This is a genomic window from Nonomuraea mesophila (assembly GCF_004352805.1).
GTDB lineage: Bacteria > Actinomycetota > Actinomycetes > Streptosporangiales > Streptosporangiaceae > Nonomuraea > Nonomuraea longispora.
The window spans coordinates 21,224-37,055 of the sequence record NZ_SMLD01000017.1 but is presented as its reverse complement, the minus strand read 5'-3'; the positions used below and the strand labels follow the sequence as shown (position 1 = coordinate 37,055).

Below are 15,832 nucleotides of genomic sequence, written 5' to 3'. Positions count from 1 at the left end.
TCGCGGCTATCACCCCCTCGACCGCCTGTCCGTACGTCAGCCCGCGCCCGCCGGACGGTCTGCGGAACGCGGTCTAGCTCGGGCGGGCCACGCCGCCTGCTGCGCCGGGCCCGGCGACGGTCGACGGCTTCCGGCGGCCGAGGCCGAGGACGAATCTGGTGAGGCCCCAGCGCCGCACGATCTCGTAGGTGATCAGGCTCAGCGCGAACGACACGGTCATGATCACCACGTACGGCAGGGGCCCGGCGTCGGCGTGCCGTAGGACGTAGAAGCCCACGGCGACCAGGAAAGTCTGGTGCAGGACGTACAGGGGAAAGGCCGCCTCATTGCAGTACGCCACCGCCTTCGACCCGCCATTGAGGTACCGCCTGCCGTACCCGAGCATGGCCAGCAACGCCGTCCAGCAGGCAAGGTCGCGCACGGCCGTGGCCGGCAAGCTCTCCTGGCCGCCGAGCAGAAGAACCCCCGCGGCCCCGCATGCCGCCAGCGCCAGGAACAGCGGCCGCCACCGCTCGACCATGTCCATGATCGAGTCGTCGGTGGCAATAAGGAAGCCCAGCATGAAGTAGGCCGCGAAGACGAAGATGTTCTTCCCGCCCACCTCAGGCAGGTACGACAGCGCGGTCAGCAGCGCGACGGGCAGCAAGGCGGGCAGGGGCCGCCGCAACCACCTCGGGGTGTATCCCCGCCTGGCCAGAGCCAGCATCGGCTGGACGAGCGCGGCCGAGATGAGGAAGAGGAACAGGATGAACCACAGGTGCGCCGGCGAGATCCCGCCCGCGTATTCCGACCAGTCAGAGAAGTCGGTGAAGTACCTCCACAGAAAGTCGGCGTAGGAGCCCTCGTAGCCGCGATGGAACCGCAGGGCGTAGTACGCCTGCGGCGGCACGACCACCAGCACGCCGAACAGCAGCGGTACCAGCAGCCTGGACACCCGCTCGCTGACGTAGCGACCCGCCGACCTGCGTTTGAGCGCGTAGAAGCTGGCCGAGCCGGCCAGCAGGAACAGCAGCGGCATGAACCAGTAGGACAGTTGCACCAGCACGGTGGAGAAGTTGTTCACCTCGCCCTTGACGTAGAACGAGGCATCGCCGTTGAACACCCGCGCCGTGTGGTACGGGAACAGGAACAGAATGCCCAGGTTGCGCAGCCAGTCGATGTGGTTCTGGCGCCCACCGCCTCGCCTGGACGTCGTCGTCGTTGTCGCTGTCGTCAAAGGGTCCTCCGCTATCGAAAGGTGATCAAGTTGCGCCATACGATACCGAAAGTATTGAGTACTTTCGGTATGCTGGGTGTCGTGAACGGCGATCAGCAGAGGAGTCCGAGTCGGCGCCTACCGCGCGAGGAGGTGCGCCGCCGGCTGCTGGCCGAGGCGGCGCGGGTGTTCGCCGAACGCGGCTACGCCGACGCCCGCATCGAGGACATCGCGGCAGGCGCCGGCTTCACCAAGGGGGCCGTCTACTCGAACTTCGGCGGCAAGCAGGAACTGTTCGGCGCCATCCTCGGCGACGGCGCCGCGACCGAACTGGCCGCCGTACGGGAGGAAATCCGCGATCTCGACGACCTGCCCGCAGTGATCGGCCGAGTGGCGTCTCTGGTCACCCGGCACATCGTGCAAGACAGCGGCCACGGGCACCTCGGCCTGGAATTCGCAGCCCGCGCGGCCCGCGACGAGCAGACCAGGGAGGTTCTCACCCCGATGCGCCGGGCCCAGCGCGAAGGAGCCGCCCGCTCGATCGCCGAAGTCGCTGAGCGGACCGGCGTCCGCCCCACCATCGATCTGGACCAGGCCGCGCTCATCCTGCACTGTCTGACCAACGGCCTGGTCAACGAGCACATCGCCGATCCCGAGGCGGTCGACGCCGAGACTGTCGAACGAACGTTGACCACCGTACTGACCTGCCTGCTGCCGCTTCCCCCGAGCGACGACCCTCCATGCCCCTGATCGCGAACGTGACCATCCCCGGCGAACCGGCCGGGGCGCTCCGCAACCGGGGCAGCCCCCGCGGCCGGGACGGCCGCGGGGCACAGCAGGCGGGACAGCGCTGATGACCGGATGGCGTCGATCGCAGAATGAGCGCTATCGAGATATATCTTGACCTAGCCACGGACGCGACATATCGTGTTGCCCGTCAACGCGATAGTACGTGTACGGAGGTGGCGGGCAATGGAGCGAGAGCGGGTGCCGATCCTCGTGGTCGGCGGCGGATACGCGGGGCTGAGCGCGGCGACGCTCCTGGCCTGGCGCGGAGTGCCGGTGACCCTGGTCGAACGGCACCCGGGCACCTCCATCCAGCCCAAGGCGTTCGGCGTCGGGCCACGCGCGATCGAGCTGCTCCGCCCCGTGCCGGGCATCGAGCAGGAGCTGAGCGACATCTGGGCGGGCATCGGCGACAACCTGCGCATCGCCATCGCCAGGAGCCTCGTCGATCCGGACCCCCACTTCGTCATGGAGGACGGGCAGGAGGAGCTCGCCTTCCTGACCGGCATCACCCCCGCGGCGAACGTGGCCGCTCCCCAGGCCGCGATCGAGCGGGTGCTGCGGCGCAGGGCCGAGGCGCTCGGCGCCGACCTGCGCTTCTCCACCGAGCTGGTCTCGCTCGACCAGGACGACGACGGCGTGACCGCGGTGATCCGCGGCAAGGACGGCGAGCGCGTCGTGCGGGCGGACTACGTGGTGGCCGCCGACGGCTACCGCAGCCCCCTGCGCCGGATGCTCGGCGTCCCCACCTCGGGCAAGGGCGTGCTCGGCGCCATGTGCTCGATCATGTTCGACGCCGACCTGACCGGGCTCGTCGAGGACCGTACGGTCACGCTCTGGTATCTGCAGAACGACGTCTTCACCGGCGCCATCGTGACCGGCACCGGAGTGGGCGCCCACGTGCTCGGCGTCAACCACGCCGAGGGCGAGAGCGCGGCCGGCTACACCGACGAACGCTGCGCCGAGCTGGTGCGCGTCGCGACCGGCCGGCCGGACCTGAACGTGCGCATCCTGGACAAGACGACGTTCGCCCTGGCGCACGTGCTCGCCGACACCTATCGGGCCGGCCGGGTCTTCTTCGCCGGCGACTCCGCCCACACCATGCCGCCCACCGGCGGGCAGGGCGGCAGCACGGCGCTCCAGGACGGCTGCGACCTCGCCTGGCGGCTGTGGCTGGTCGTCACGGGCCAGGCGGGTCCGGCCTTTCTCGACACGTACGACGCCGAACGCCGCCCCATCGGCGCCATGACGGCCGACGCCCAGCTCGCCAACCTGGGCGTACGCATGCCTCCCGAAGCCCGCCACGGCTATCCGGAGCCCTTGCAGGACTCCGCGGCCGGGCTCATCGGACACCGTTACCACTCCACCGCGATCCTCGACGAACCCGACGACGACGGCTCGGTCCTGGAGGATCCCCGCGTACCGCACGGCCGCCCCGGCAGCCGGGCCCCGCACGTGGTGCTCGACTGGGAGGGGCGGCGCATCTCCACCATCGACCTGTTCGGCTCCGGCTTCGCGCTCCTGGCCTCCGGGGAAGGCGGTCGGGCTTGGGTGGACGCGGGCCGCCAGGTCAAGGAACGGCTCGGTGTGCAGCTCATGCGCCTCCTCGTGGACGTCGAGCTCATGGACGTGGAAGGACGGTTCGGCCAGGCTTACGGCGTCAACAGGGGCGGCGCCGTACTGGTCCGGCCTGACGGGTATGTGGCATGGCGCTCGCCTGATCCCGTCGAGGACCCGGCGGCCACCCTGGAGCGGGTCATGCGGCAGATCCTCAGCCGCTGACCGGCTCCGGGAGCCGTCAGGGCCGACGTGAGAGTGGCGGCCTGGGGTCACTGGTGGGAAGGGTGGTCAGGCCGTCAGGCGACGATGCCGGGACCCGAAGGTGGATCGCCGGTCACGCGGCCAGGGCCGAACCTGGAGGGTGGGCGTCGGTCACTGAGGCGTGGGAGGTGCCCTGGGTGGCGCAGAGCCAGTCGTTGGTGGAGCCGGTGAAGCCCGAGGGCGGCCCGACCTTGAGGCAGGTGATCCGCCCCGTGCCCGGCGCGGGCCCGACCTTCAGCCGCCGGACGCCATTGGGTCCCACCGCGCCGGCTTCGTACGGGGTCAGCCGGACGCGGAACGGGAGGCCGCTGTCGGGCTGGATGTGCAGGAAGTCGTCGATCGTGCGCCGGGTGGCTCCCGGATGGGTCGTGACGTAGGCCAGATGGTCGGTGACCAGGCAGTGGGCCACCGTACGCAGGAGGTTGGTCGCGCACAGGTTGTGGGCGCAGGCGGCACCGTCGAGGGTGATCTCAGGAAGGCCGAACCGGCGCAGCCCTCGCGAGGTCACCCGAAGGCAGGAGCAGTCGCCCTTCCCCGCCGGATCCCAGGGCGGGCAGGGGACGGCCTCGTGGACCTGGACGTCCCAGGCCAGCCAGTCGTCGTTGAGGTGGAAGGTCGCGGGCTCGCCGGGGCATCGCCCGCAGGTGAGGATGGCGGCGCCGGTCATGGGATCGATCAGCAGCCCGTCGCACTCGCGGGCCAGTGCTCTGGCCGCGGCCCTGGCCGCCTGCACGCCGGCCGGAAGCCTGTGCGGCGGCGCGGTGGCGGACACGACGACATGGTTTTTCGTCCGCCTCAGGAGCCGTCTCTCCTCGTCGCCGAGGGTGGCGCCGGTCGGTCTCCATGGGCTCGGGTGATGGGTCACGGTCAGGGCCCCGCGCCGCACAGCGCTGATCGCGGCCTTTCTGTGCGGGTCGCCGACCCGCCAGGGCACGAAGGTATCGGCGTCGAACGTCAAGTGCTCCATGGCCACGACGAACCGGGACGTCAGGGTGCGGGGCAACGGGAAAGTGAGCTTCATGAGCGGCCTCCGTACGGATCGAGACGAGTGTCGAAGCGGTGAGGCGCTCAGAATCGACGAGCCCGGAAACCCGTGGGCGGGTAGAGCGGCGTTCTGTGGACGGCGACGGGTTCTCCACAGGGCAGCGGACGTCCGCGCGGAACCCGGTGGTGGCACGACGTCAACGAAGCAGAGCCCACACCACGCGTTCGCTCATGCCGCTGACGTAGTGACCCCAGTTGCCGCAGGTGAGCCTGTCGACGATCAGAAGCCCACGCCCTCCGTCGTCATCCGGCTCGCGTAGGGCCGGGGTCGTTCCGGCGCGACCCGGATCGGCGACGGAAAGAATGAATCCGTCGTGTTCCGCATAGAGGCTTATCCGCACCCATCGATGTTCGTCGCTCATGCCGTACTCGATGGCATTGGTAACCAATTCGTCAACGACCAGCCGCAGGTCATCAGCGCGCGGGTGATGTGTTCCCACCCAGCCCGTGACGAGGTCTCTCGCCTTCGCCGGGATACGGCGGGAATCCGCCCGCCCGATGACGTACGTATGCCGCCCGAACCTCGGAGTCTGGGTTGCCACCTGCATGGAGTCACCTCGAAACCTACATGCCGAATCAAATCTGTACGGCTTGGGTCCCCAGCATGACCTGCTGCTGTAGTGGATTCCACGGAAACTCCCCTCCAGCGCATGCACAACATGTGTTCAATATGTGCGTGGGGATGTGGGCGATGCCCAGAGGAGGCACGACATGGAGGAAAATCACACCAATCCAGCAAAAGCCGCCGTGGAGGAATATCGACAACGCATGCACCGTCACCGAACGGCCAAAGGTCTTACACACGCCGCACTCGCGATGCTTCTCCCCGCCAGCGAAAGCCTCGTGGGGGCCGTGGAACGAGGCACCAGGCCGCCGACGGAAGGCTTCACCCGAGCCCTGGAAAAGGCTCTTGGCCTCGAAGGCGAACTGCTAGAACTCCTCCCGGCCATCAGGTCACTCGCGCCCAGATGGTTCCGGAAGTGGCCGGCCATCGAGGCGAGTGCTCAGGTCATCAGAACCTACGAGCTGGCATTGATTCCGGGTCTCCTCCAGACCGAGGACTACGCGCGGGCCATATTCAACGGCGAGCCGAGCGCGGTCCCCCAGGAGGCGGAGAAGCGCGTCCAGATCCGGCTTCGACGTCAGGCGATCCTGTCAAGGACGAACCCTCCCGCCGCCTCCTTCATAGTGGACGAAAGCGCCTTGCGCCGGCAGGTCGGCGGCCGTGAGGTGATGCGGGCGCAGCTTCAATACCTGCTGGACACGATGACCCGTCCGTGTATTACCGTGCGGGTTGTCCCATTGTCCTCCGGAGCGACGGCGGGTCTGATCGCTCCCTTCGTGATCGCACAGGTCGACACGGAGACCGTGGGGTTTCTCGAGAATGCGGAGAGTGGAGAGGTCGCCAATCATCCAGACATGATCCAATGCCTGTCCGAACGATGGGAGCTCCTGTCCGGCCTGGCACAGCCTACGTACGAGACCAAGAAGATCATCCGGGAAGTGATGGAGCATGGTCCATGAGGAGGAGCTGGCGACTGCCGTGTGGCGGAAGGCTCTGGCCAGCGGGGGAACCGGAGGCAACTGCGTGGAGGTTGCTCCCCTCAGCGGTGGTCGCGTCGCTGTAAGAGACAGCAAGAACCGTGGTGGCCCCGCCCTCACGTTCACCGCAGCAGAGTGGGCCGCCTTCAAGAATGGCGTGATCAACGGAGAGTTCGACTTCTGAACAACACCGCGCGAAAGGGGACCCGCGCATCGACGGGTCCCCTTTTTTTTTATCGCGTCCGTACGTGGGCGGGTGGGCGGCAGATCAGCAGGGACTGGCCCGGTAGCCGCACGCCCTCCCCGTCGGCCGTCACCGGTTCGTCCGAGGCCAGCACGATCGTTCCCGGCGTCAGAGGTAGCGTCACCGAGTCGGGCGTGCAGTTCACCAGTACGGCCAGCGAGCCCCGCCACATGATCAGCCAGGCGCCGTCCGGGTCCGTCTCAACGCGCACCCGGTCGAGGCGCGGGTCCGACAGTTCGGGCAGGGCCTTGCGCAGCGCGATCAGGTCTCGGTACCAGCACAGCAGCGACCAGTGCGCCTCCTCCTTCATCTCGCTCCAGTCGAGTTTCGAGGCGAGGAACGTCTCCTCCGCGGAAGGGTCGGGCGCATCCCACGCGGGCCAGAACCCGACGAACTCCCGCTCCCGCCGTTCCGCCTCGGTCTCGCGCAGGTGGGGCTCGACGTGGTCGGAGAAGAACAGGAACGGCGAGCGCGCCCCCCACTCCTCGCCCATGAACAACATCGGCGTGAACGGCGAGGTCAGCAGCAGGCCGGCGCCGAGTTTGAGCGCGGGGACCGGCAGCCGGTCCCCTTGGGGCCGGTTGCCGATCTGGTCGTGGTTCTGCAGGCAGGCGACCAGCCGGTGTCCGGGAACGCCGGCGTACGAGCGCCCGTGTACGCGCCCGCGGAAGGTCGAGTAGGTCCCGTCGTGCAGCACGCCCGAGGTCAGCACTTTGGCCAGCGCGGGCAGGTGCGCGAAGTCCTGGTAGTAGCCGTGGGACTCGCCGCTCACCGCGCAGTGCAGCGCGTGGTGGACGTCGTCGTCCCACTGCGCCGTCATGCCGAGCCCGCCGGCCTCCGGCGGGCGCACCATGCGGGGGTCGTTGAGGTCGGACTCGGCGATCAGCGACAGGGGCCTGCCGACGGAGCAGGCCAGCGCGTCCACCTCCTCCGACAGCTCGGCCAGCAGGTGCTTGGCGCGCTTGTCGTGCAGCGCGTGCACGGCGTCGAGCCGCAGCCCGTCGATGTGGAAGTCGCGCAGCCACTGCAGCGCGTTGCCGGTGAAGTAGCGCCGGACTTCGTCGGAGCCGGGCCCGTCCAGGTTGACCGCTTCGCCCCAGTAACTTCCCTCGAAACCGGCGAAGTACGGGCCGAAGGGCCGCAGGAAGTTGCCCGACGGCCCGACGTGGTTGTACACGACGTCGAGGATGACGCCGAGGCCCGCCCGGTGGCAGGCGTCCACGAACGTCTTGAGCCCGTCGGGCCCTCCGTACGTCTCGTTCACCGCGTACAGGTCGACCCCGTCGTAGCCCCAGTTGCGCCCGCCCGGCACGGGAGCGACGGGCATGAGCTCCACGAAGTCGACGCCGAGCTCGACCAGGTGCTGCAGTTTCTCCGCGGCCGCCGCGAACGTGCCCTCCGGCGTGAACGTGCCGACGTGCAGTTCGTAGATGACCGCGCCGCGCAGGTCGCGGCCCTTCCAGTCGTGGTCGGACCAGGTGAAGCGGCCGTGGTCGTAGACGGCGCTCGGCCCGAAGACGCCCTCGGGCTGACGGCGGGAGCGGGGGTCGGGGTAGGGTCCGCCGCCGTCGACCACGAAGCCGTATGTCGTCCCGTGCCCCGCCCCGGGCACGTCGGCCGACCACCAGCCCTTCTCACCGGGGAACATCGCCCGGCGCCCCTCCATGACCTCCACCTCGACTGCCGTGGCCTTGGGCGCCCAGACCTCAAAGATCATGTCTCTCCAGGAGTGCGACCGGATACTGACCGAGCAGGTGCGCGAGCGGGATGCGCCCGGTGTGCCGGGCACCGGTGAGCAGGTCGCGCCAGGCCCCCGCGGGGAGCGTGAGCGTCGTGGCGCCCCAGCCCGTCGCGGCCAGGCGCACGGGGAGCCGGGTGGCGACGGCGACCGCGCGCGGGCGCTCGCCGGAGTCCTCGCCCGGGCCCTCGCCGCCCCGGGCGAAGGCGATCACGTGCTCCGCCGCCCGCCCGTCCGCCCGCAGCGGCAGGTACGCCCCCGCGCCGCCGAGCCGCCGCCGCAACCGCAGCGCCTGGGTGGTCACCAGGTGTTTGGCCGTGTCCCATGCGGTCACGGGCTTGGGCGGGTAGGACACCGGCCGCCGGTTGTCCGGGTCGACCAGCGAGAAGTCGGTGATCTCGTTGCCCTGGTAGACGTCGGGCACGCCGGGCATCATGAGCTGGACGAGCTTGGCCCCGAGGGAGTTGGACATCGCGTACGGCTCGATGCGCGCGGTGAACTCGCCCACGGGCAGCCGCACGGCCGCCTCGGCGAAGTCCCGCAACTTGCGCTCATAGGACGGATCCGGATTTATCCAGGAAATAGCGGTTTTCGCCTCGCGCGCGGCCTTCAGCAGGTAGTCCGTGAACCGCTCGGCCGAGATCGGCCACGCCGCCATGAGGTTCTGCCAGGCCAGGTAGTCGAGGCACGGGTCGAAGCTCAGCGCCGACGACCACTCCGCCACGGCGGCGGCCCACTCGTCCGGCAGTTCCGACAACACCGACAACCGGGCGCGCACGTCCTCCGACCGTTTCGTGTCGTGCGTGGACAAGGTGGTCATCGTGTACGGCCGCAGTTCGCCGCAGAAGTCGTGAAAGTCCTCCACCGGTACGCCGAACACGTCCGGCTCACCGCCCACCTCGTTGAGGCAGGCCAGCGGGAACCACCGGTAGAGCGCCGTGTCCTCGACGCCCTTGGCCATGACCGGGCCGCAGGTCTGCTGGAAGCGGACGATCGCCTCGGCGGAGCCGTACAGGACCTCGCGGACGAGCGGGCGCACGGCGGGAGAGCACGCCTCGGCGGCCAGTTCGACGGTCTCGGCCGACTCGGGCGGCGGCTCCTCCCCCGGCACGACGTACGCACGGTAGACCGGCATCGCGGCGAGCAGTTCCCGCACGGCGGCGGGCTCGCAGCCGGTGGCCCTGGCCAGCCGGTCCACCTCGGCGCCGAGGAACAGGTCGAGCACCTCCCGCTTGGCCTGCGCCATCACGGGCCGGTAGTCCGGCGGCTGCCCGGTCCGCTCGCTGAAGAGCCGGACGAGCGGCTCCTTGCCCGCCGGGTCGACGAACAGGCCGTTGACGCGGTTGAGCACGTCGTAGCCGGTGGTGCCGTCGCAGGCCCAGTCGTCCGGCAGCCGCTCGGGCCCGATGAGGATCTTCTCGACGACCGTCCACGCGCCGGCCGCGCGCCTGCGCAGGCGTTCGAGGTAGTCGCGCGGGTCGGCCAGCCCGTCGGGGTGATCGACCCGCAAGCCGTCCACCAGTCCCTCGTCGAGCAGCCAGAAGATCACCTCGTGCGTGGCGAAGAACACCGCCGGGTCCTCGACGCGCAGTCCGATTAATGACGAGACGTCGAAGAAGCGCCGGTAGCCGGGGCCCTCGCGCCAGCCGACCAGCCGGTAGTGGCCCGGGTGGGGATAGGCGTGCTCGTGGTAGCGCAGCACGTCGCCGTCGACGACGGGCTCGACGTCGTCTCCCAGCACCGGCAGCGCCACCGTGCCGTCGGCCCAGTCGAGGTCGAACCAGCGCGCGTACGGCGAGGCCGGCCCGTCCTTCAGCACCGACCAGAACTGCGCGTTCACCGTGTTCATGTGGTTGGGCACGATGTCCACGACCACGCCCAGGTCGTGCGCGGCCAGTTGCTGGGCCATCTCCCTGAAGCCGGTCGCCCCGCCGAACTCGTCCCTGATCCGGGAGTGGTCGGTGACGTCGTAGCCGTGGCGCGACTCCGGGGTGGACTGCAGGATCGGCGACAGGTAGACGTGGCTGACGCCGAGGTCGCGCAGGTAGCCGGCGATCTCCGCCACCTGGGCGAACCCGAAGTCGGGCGTCAGCTGCAGCCGGTAGGTCGACGTGGGTCTAGACACGGCGCAACACCCGTACGCTGCGGCCCGGCACCGCGACCGCCTCGCCGGCCCGGCACATCCGCGAGCCCACGTTGATGGGCATGGCCGTGTCGATCTCCGTGTGCCACATCTCGCCGTAGTCCTTGGGGATCGTGAACTGGATCGTGTCGTGGTGCGCGTTGAACAGCAGCAGGAACGAGTCGTCCCTGATCGGGCGGCCCCGACGGTCGGGCTCGGTGATGGCGTCGCCGTTGAGGAAGACGGCCAGCGACTTCGCGTATCCCACGTTCCAGTCGCTGTCGGTCATCTCCTCCCCCGACGGGGTGAGCCAGGCGATGTCGCTCAGGCCGCGCACCGGCTTGCCGTAGAAGAATCTTCTGCGCCGGAAGACGGGATGTCGTTTGCGCAGCTCGGCCAGGCTCTGCGTGAACTCCAGCAGCAGCCAGTTCTCCCTGATGTCCGACCAGTCGACCCAGGTCAGCGCGTTGTCCTGGCAGTAGCCGTTGTTGTTGCCCTGCTGCGTGCGGCCCAGCTCGTCGCCGTGCGAGAGCATCGGCACGCCCTGGGAGAGGAAGAGCGTGGTGAGGAAGTTGCGTTTCTGCTGCTCGCGCAGCGTCTCGACATCGTCGTCGGCCGGGCCCTCCGCGCCGCAGTTCCACGAACGGTTGTCGTCGGTGCCGTCGCGGTTGCCCTCCTTGTTGGCCTCGTTGTGCTTGCCGTTGTACGAGACGAGGTCCTGCAGGGTGAAGCCGTCGTGGCAGGTGACGAAGTTGATCGAGGCGGCGGGGCGGCGGCTGTCGTCCTGGTAGAGGTCGCTCGACCCGGTGAACCTCGACCCGAACTCCGGCAGCGTGGCCGGCTGCCCGCGCCACAGGTCGCGGATCGTGTCGCGGTAGCAGCCGTTCCACTCCGTCCACCGCGACGGGAAGTTGCCCACCTGGTAGCCGCCCGGACCCACGTCCCACGGCTCGGCGATCAGCTTGACCTGCGACAACACCGGGTCCTGCTGCACCAGGTCGAAGAACGAGCTCAGCCGGTCGACCTCGTGCAGCTCCCGCGCCAGCGTCGAGGCCAGGTCGAAGCGGAACCCGTCGACGTGCATCTCGATGACCCAGTAGCGCAGCGAGTCCATGATCATCTGCAGTACGTGCGGTGAGCGCATGAGCAGGCTGTTGCCCGTACCGGTGGTGTCGACGTAGTAGCGCTTGTCGTTCTCGACCAGCCGGTAGTAGTCGGGGTTGTCGATGCCCTTGAACCCCAGCGTCGGCCCGAGGTGGTTGCCCTCGGCGGTGTGGTTGTAGACGACGTCGAGGATGACCTCGATGCCCGCCTCGTGCAGGCCCTTCACCATCGCCTTGAACTCCAGCACCTGCTCGCCGCGCTGCCCCTGGCTGGAGTAGCGGTTGTGCGGCGCGAAGAACCCGATCGAGTTGTAGCCCCAGTAGTTGGACAGGCCGCGCTGCTCCAGGACGTGGTCGGTGACGAACTGGTGCACCGGCATCAACTCCAGCGCCGTCACGCCCAGCTTGGTCAGATGGTCGAGGATCTCGGGGTGGTGCAGCGCCGCGTACGTGCCGCGCACGTGCCTCGGGATCTTGGGGTGGCAGATCGTCAGCCCCCGCACGTGCGCCTCGTAGATCACGGTGTCGTGGTACGGCGTCGCGGGCGGCCGGTCGTGCCCCCAGCCGAAGAACGGGTTGATCACGATCGAGCGCGGCACGTACGGGGCGGAGTCGAGGTCGTTCCTGCTGTCGGGCTGGCCGAACCGGTAGCCGTACACCGCCTCGTGCCAGCGCACCCCGCCCTCGATGGCCATCGCGTACGGGTCGAGCAGCAGCTTGGCCGGGTTGCACCGCAGCCCGTTCGCCGGGTCGTACGGCCCGTGGACGCGGTAGCCGTACCGTTGTCCCGGGCCGATCCCCGGCAGGTAGCCGTGCCAGATGAACCCGTCCACCTCGGTGAGCGGCACCCTCGACTCGGTGTTGTCCTCGTTGAACAGGCACAGTTCGACCTTGTCCGCGACCTCGGTGTAGAGCGAGAAGTTGGTGCCCGCGCCGTCATAGGTCGCCCCGAGCGGATAGGGGTCTCCCGGCCAGATCTCGATCATCGAGGCTCCCTTGCGGTCTCTCCCCATGTTCCGTTCCCCCGCTCAACCGGACAAGCCCGGACCCCAGTGATGACCTTGTACCTTCCCCCCATCGGCCCTTCATTACTCCGCTGAACATTCACCCAGGTCAAAAGGGTGTACCGGGCCACGGTCGGCCGGTACGAAGGGCCCCGCGTCGCGCGTACGCGGCGGTGGTTCGACAAGATGGTCGGATGAGCGTTGAGTTGATGGTCTGGGACGAGCCGGTGCCGATCAGCAGGGACCAGGCGCGCGCCACCTACCTGGCGGTCAAGCGCGGCGAGCCCGGCGGCGAGGTGCCCGCCGTCGCCAAGGAACTGCCCGGGCGGATCACGCCCTATCCGGGGCACGTGCTGGTGGCGATGGACCTCGACACGATGGACGAGCTGTCCGGGCAGGTGTTCACGATCGCGCGGGCGCACGGGCTGGTCTGCTACGACCCGCAGCGCGACCTCGTGCACAACGTGGCGCCGCTGGGCGTCTATGAGGGCATGCAGCTGCACACGGGTGACGGCATGGTCGTGCACGACCCCGACCTGGCGCTGGTGCACGACGTGCTGGCCACGCTCTCCCCGCAGAACCCGTTCGCCGCCCTGGTCAACTTCGGCCGGCACTTCCTCCAGGTCTCACCCGGCTACGAGCTGGAGTACAAAGAGGGCACGCTCGTCAGCACGACGGTGCCCGACCTGGAGCAGGTGCGGCAGGCCTTCCACGAGTACGCCACCGGCGACCGGTCGTTCCTGACCCGCCACACATGGGCGTGAGGTGGCAGGATCGGACGGCATGAGAACTCTGTACCCGCCCCTCGAACCGTACGACTCCGGCCTGCTCGACGTGGGCGACGGCAACCAGATTCATTGGGAGGTCTGCGGCAACCCCGACGGCAAGCCCGCCGTCATGGTGCACGGCGGTCCCGGCGGCGGGTGCAGCGCCAAGCACCGGCGGCAGTGGAACCCCGAGCTCTACCGGATCGTCCTGTTCGACCAGCGCAACTGCGGCCGCAGCCGGCCGCACGCCTCCGATCCGGCCACCGACCTCGGCGTCAACACCACGTGGCACCTGGTGGCCGACATGGAGCGGCTGCGCGAGCACCTGGGCATCGACGCCTGGCAGGTTTTCGGCGGCTCGTGGGGCAGCGCGCTGGCGCTGGCGTACGCCCAGACGCACCCTGACCGGACGACCGAGCTGGTGCTGCGCGGGATCTTCACCCTGCGGCCCCAGGAGTTGCGCTGGTTCTACCAGGAGGGGGCCTGCCATCTCTTCCCCGACCTGTGGGAGCGGTACGTCGCGCCGATCCCCGTCGAGGAGCGCGGTGACCTGATCACGGCGTACCGGGTGCGGCTGGAGGGCGACGACCCCCGGGCGCGGCTGGAGGCGGCCAGGGCGTGGGCGCAGTGGGAGGGCGCCACGATCACGTTGCTGCCGGATCCCGAGCTGGTGACGGAGTTCGGCGAGGAGGAGATGGCCGTCGCCTTCGCCAGGATCGAGAACCACTACTTCCACCACGGCGGCTGGTTCGAGCCCGAGCAGCTCATCAGGGACGTCGGCAAGATCCGGCACATCCCGGCGGTGATCGTGCAGGGCCGCTACGACGCCTGCACGCCCATGACCACCGCCTGGGACCTGCACAGGGCCTGGCCCGAGGCCGAGTTCCACGTGGTGCCCGACGCCGGGCACGCCTACTCCGAGCCGGGCATCCTGGACCGGCTCATCGCGGCGACAGACGACTTCGCACGAGCTTGACGGCGGGGGTGACGGCGCCCACCGTCAGCAGGGCGAACAACGGCGCGAGCGCCAGCCCGAGCAGGAAACCCGCGGCGACGTCGTGCGGATAGTGCACGCCGACGAACACGCGCGAGAACGCCATGACGGCCGCCAGCGGGAACACCACCCAGGCCAGCGAGCGCCAGACCAGCACGAGCGTGGCCGCCGCGCCCGCCGCGATCACGGAGTGGTTGCTGGGGAACGACCAGTCGTCCAGGGGCGGGCAGGCGGCGATCGTCGCGATGCCGCCCCGGCACGGCCGGTCCTCCCTGACGACCAGCTTGAGCACTTCGCTGACGACGTACGCCAGCACCACCCCGGCCGGGCCGGCGATCACCAGCGCCAGCTCACGGGCGGGCCCTCGCCACGCGCGCCAGGCCGCCACCCCGAACAGCGCCACGAACACGAATAACCCGGCGTCCGTGCCGACCTCGGCGAAGACGTGCAGCCACGCGGGCGTGGCCAGGGCGAAGTCGACGATCTCCTCGTACACAGGTGTCCAATCGGTGAATGAGCGATGGACATGACCTTATGAACTGAGATCATCCAATGCCTCCATCATGGGGTGGAAAGTACGGGAAAGCCTCAGCCGAAAGACCGACCTCGCGGCCGGGCGGCAAGGGAGCGGGAGACCTCGCGTATCTCCTGTTCGAAGCGGGTAGGGAGGCAGTCGTGATCGGTGAGCACGTGATCGTCGGCTACACGAACGACGCGGGTGGGCGGGAGGCGCTGGCGCTCGGCGCCGCGATCACGCGCATCACCGGCGGCGAGCTCACGGTCGCCACGATCTACCCGCCGGGCAGCCCGGGGCTGGCGGTCGAGGCGCAGGCCAACCTGGCGCACGCGGCGGACGAGCTGGGGGACACGCCGGCCGAGTACATCACGTTCGAGAGCAGGGGGACGGGACGCGGGCTGTCGGTGGTGGCCGGCAGGATCAGAAGCGACCTCATCGTGGTCGGCTCGGGGGCGGGAGGCCGGCAGGGCCGCATCACGATCGGCTCGACCTCCAACCACCTGCTCCACCTGGCGCCCGAGGCGGTCATGCTCGCGCCCGCCGGTCACGTGCCCGTCGGCGAGCTCGCCCGGCTGACGCTGGCCTACGTGCACCGGCCGCAGTGCGACGAGGCAGTCGAGCGGGTGGCGCAGGCGGCGCTGCGGCTGGGGGTGCCGCTCCGGCTGATCACCCTCGACCTGCGTACGGACGACCAGGGCAAGCTCAGGGACGACCTCGCGCTGGCCGTCCGGCTGGCCTGGGAGAGCACGGGCATCGAGGCCGAGTCGGAGGTGGCCGAGGGGCACGACGTGGCCGCCGCGATGGAGGACCTCGACTGGCTGCCCGGCGAGCTGCTGGTCTGCGCGGCCGGCGAGGACGCCCAGCCGCACCGGGTGTTCCTCGGCGAGCTGGCCATGAAGGTGCTGAGGGCCGCCCCCTGCCCCGTCACCGTGCTTCCCCGCGGCTTCTCCTGAGG

14 protein-coding genes are annotated in these 15,832 nt (G+C 69.4%); 7 read left to right on the top strand and 7 right to left on the bottom strand.

Translation table 11 applies throughout. The annotated features are described in order from the left end of the window. Nucleotides 1-73 precede the first annotated feature (73 nt). Nucleotides 74-1,216, bottom strand: coding sequence for an acyltransferase family protein (locus E1295_RS50785; RefSeq protein ID WP_246079943.1), 1,143 nt, complete (start codon nt 1,214-1,216; stop codon nt 74-76). 21 nt (nt 1,217-1,237) lie between these two features. On the opposite strand from E1295_RS50785, the gene E1295_RS09475 reads away from it, so the two are divergent. Both E1295_RS09475 and E1295_RS09470 read left to right on the top strand, forming a co-directional pair. Next, nucleotides 1,238-1,945, top strand: a complete 708-nt coding sequence (locus E1295_RS09475; protein ID WP_246079942.1) for a TetR/AcrR family transcriptional regulator — start codon at nt 1,238-1,240, stop codon at nt 1,943-1,945. Between the two features lie 222 nt (nt 1,946-2,167). Then, nucleotides 2,168-3,763 carry an FAD-dependent monooxygenase gene (locus E1295_RS09470; protein ID WP_132629680.1) on the top strand — a complete coding sequence of 532 codons (1,596 nt, stop codon included), beginning with the start codon at nt 2,168-2,170 and terminating at the stop codon, nt 3,761-3,763. A 112-nt stretch (nt 3,764-3,875) separates the two neighbouring features. Here the strand turns inward: E1295_RS09470 and E1295_RS09465 are convergent, their stop codons facing one another. Together E1295_RS09465 and E1295_RS09460 are read right to left on the bottom strand one after the other, a co-directional pair. Then, nucleotides 3,876-4,823, bottom strand: a complete 948-nt coding sequence (locus E1295_RS09465; protein WP_132629678.1) for a hypothetical protein — start codon at nt 4,821-4,823, stop codon at nt 3,876-3,878. A 160-nt stretch (nt 4,824-4,983) separates the two neighbouring features. Beyond that, nucleotides 4,984-5,394, bottom strand: coding sequence for an ATP-binding protein (locus tag E1295_RS09460; RefSeq protein ID WP_132629676.1), 411 nt, complete (start codon nt 5,392-5,394; stop codon nt 4,984-4,986). A gap of 163 nt (nt 5,395-5,557) precedes the next feature. Here E1295_RS09460 and E1295_RS09455 point away from each other — a divergent pair, with 163 nt between their 5' ends. Together E1295_RS09455 and E1295_RS09450 are read left to right on the top strand one after the other, a co-directional pair. Continuing rightward, entirely contained in the window at nt 5,558-6,370 is an 813-nt protein-coding gene (locus E1295_RS09455; protein WP_132629674.1) for a helix-turn-helix domain-containing protein, read from the top strand. Then, complete coding sequence (locus tag E1295_RS09450) at nt 6,360-6,572, top strand: DUF397 domain-containing protein (RefSeq protein WP_132629672.1); 213 nt, start codon at nt 6,360-6,362, stop codon at nt 6,570-6,572. Before E1295_RS09455 ends, E1295_RS09450 begins: the two co-directional genes overlap by 11 nt. Nucleotides 6,573-6,621: 49 nt before the next feature. Here E1295_RS09450 and treZ read toward each other — a convergent pair whose 3' ends face one another. From treZ to glgX, 3 genes are read right to left on the bottom strand one after another with little or no spacing between them, the layout of a single operon-like run. Beyond that, complete coding sequence (gene treZ / locus E1295_RS09445) at nt 6,622-8,349, bottom strand: malto-oligosyltrehalose trehalohydrolase (protein ID WP_132629670.1); 1,728 nt, start codon at nt 8,347-8,349, stop codon at nt 6,622-6,624. Next, nucleotides 8,339-10,495: a malto-oligosyltrehalose synthase gene (treY, locus tag E1295_RS09440; RefSeq protein WP_132629668.1), complete on the bottom strand. Its 2,157-nt coding sequence runs from the start codon at nt 10,493-10,495 to the stop codon at nt 8,339-8,341. Before treY ends, treZ begins: the two co-directional genes overlap by 11 nt. Continuing rightward, nucleotides 10,488-12,581: a glycogen debranching protein GlgX gene (gene glgX, locus E1295_RS09435; RefSeq protein WP_181957968.1), complete on the bottom strand. Its 2,094-nt coding sequence runs from the start codon at nt 12,579-12,581 to the stop codon at nt 10,488-10,490. The genes treY and glgX overlap by 8 nt, the downstream gene beginning before the upstream one ends. A gap of 212 nt (nt 12,582-12,793) precedes the next feature. Between glgX and E1295_RS09430 the strand changes: the two genes are divergently transcribed. Both E1295_RS09430 and pip read left to right on the top strand, forming a co-directional pair. Further along, on the top strand, nt 12,794-13,363 hold the full coding sequence (locus E1295_RS09430; RefSeq protein ID WP_246079941.1) for a hypothetical protein: 570 nt from the start codon (nt 12,794-12,796) through the stop codon (nt 13,361-13,363). Nucleotides 13,364-13,382: 19 nt separating this feature from the next. After that, on the top strand, nt 13,383-14,342 hold the full coding sequence (pip, locus tag E1295_RS09425; protein WP_132629666.1) for a prolyl aminopeptidase: 960 nt from the start codon (nt 13,383-13,385) through the stop codon (nt 14,340-14,342). Here the strand turns inward: pip and E1295_RS09420 are convergent. Further along, the gene (locus E1295_RS09420; protein WP_132629664.1) at nt 14,308-14,856 is read right to left on the bottom strand and encodes a phosphatase PAP2 family protein; all 549 of its coding nucleotides are present in this window, start codon (nt 14,854-14,856) and stop codon (nt 14,308-14,310) included. The two genes, pip and E1295_RS09420, sit on opposite strands and share 35 nt — an antisense overlap. Before the next feature lie 179 nt (nt 14,857-15,035). Between E1295_RS09420 and E1295_RS09415 the strand changes: the two genes are divergently transcribed. Next, a complete protein-coding gene (locus E1295_RS09415) occupies nt 15,036-15,830 on the top strand; it encodes a universal stress protein (RefSeq protein WP_246079940.1) in 795 nt (264 codons plus the stop codon). Nucleotides 15,831-15,832 lie beyond the last annotated feature (2 nt).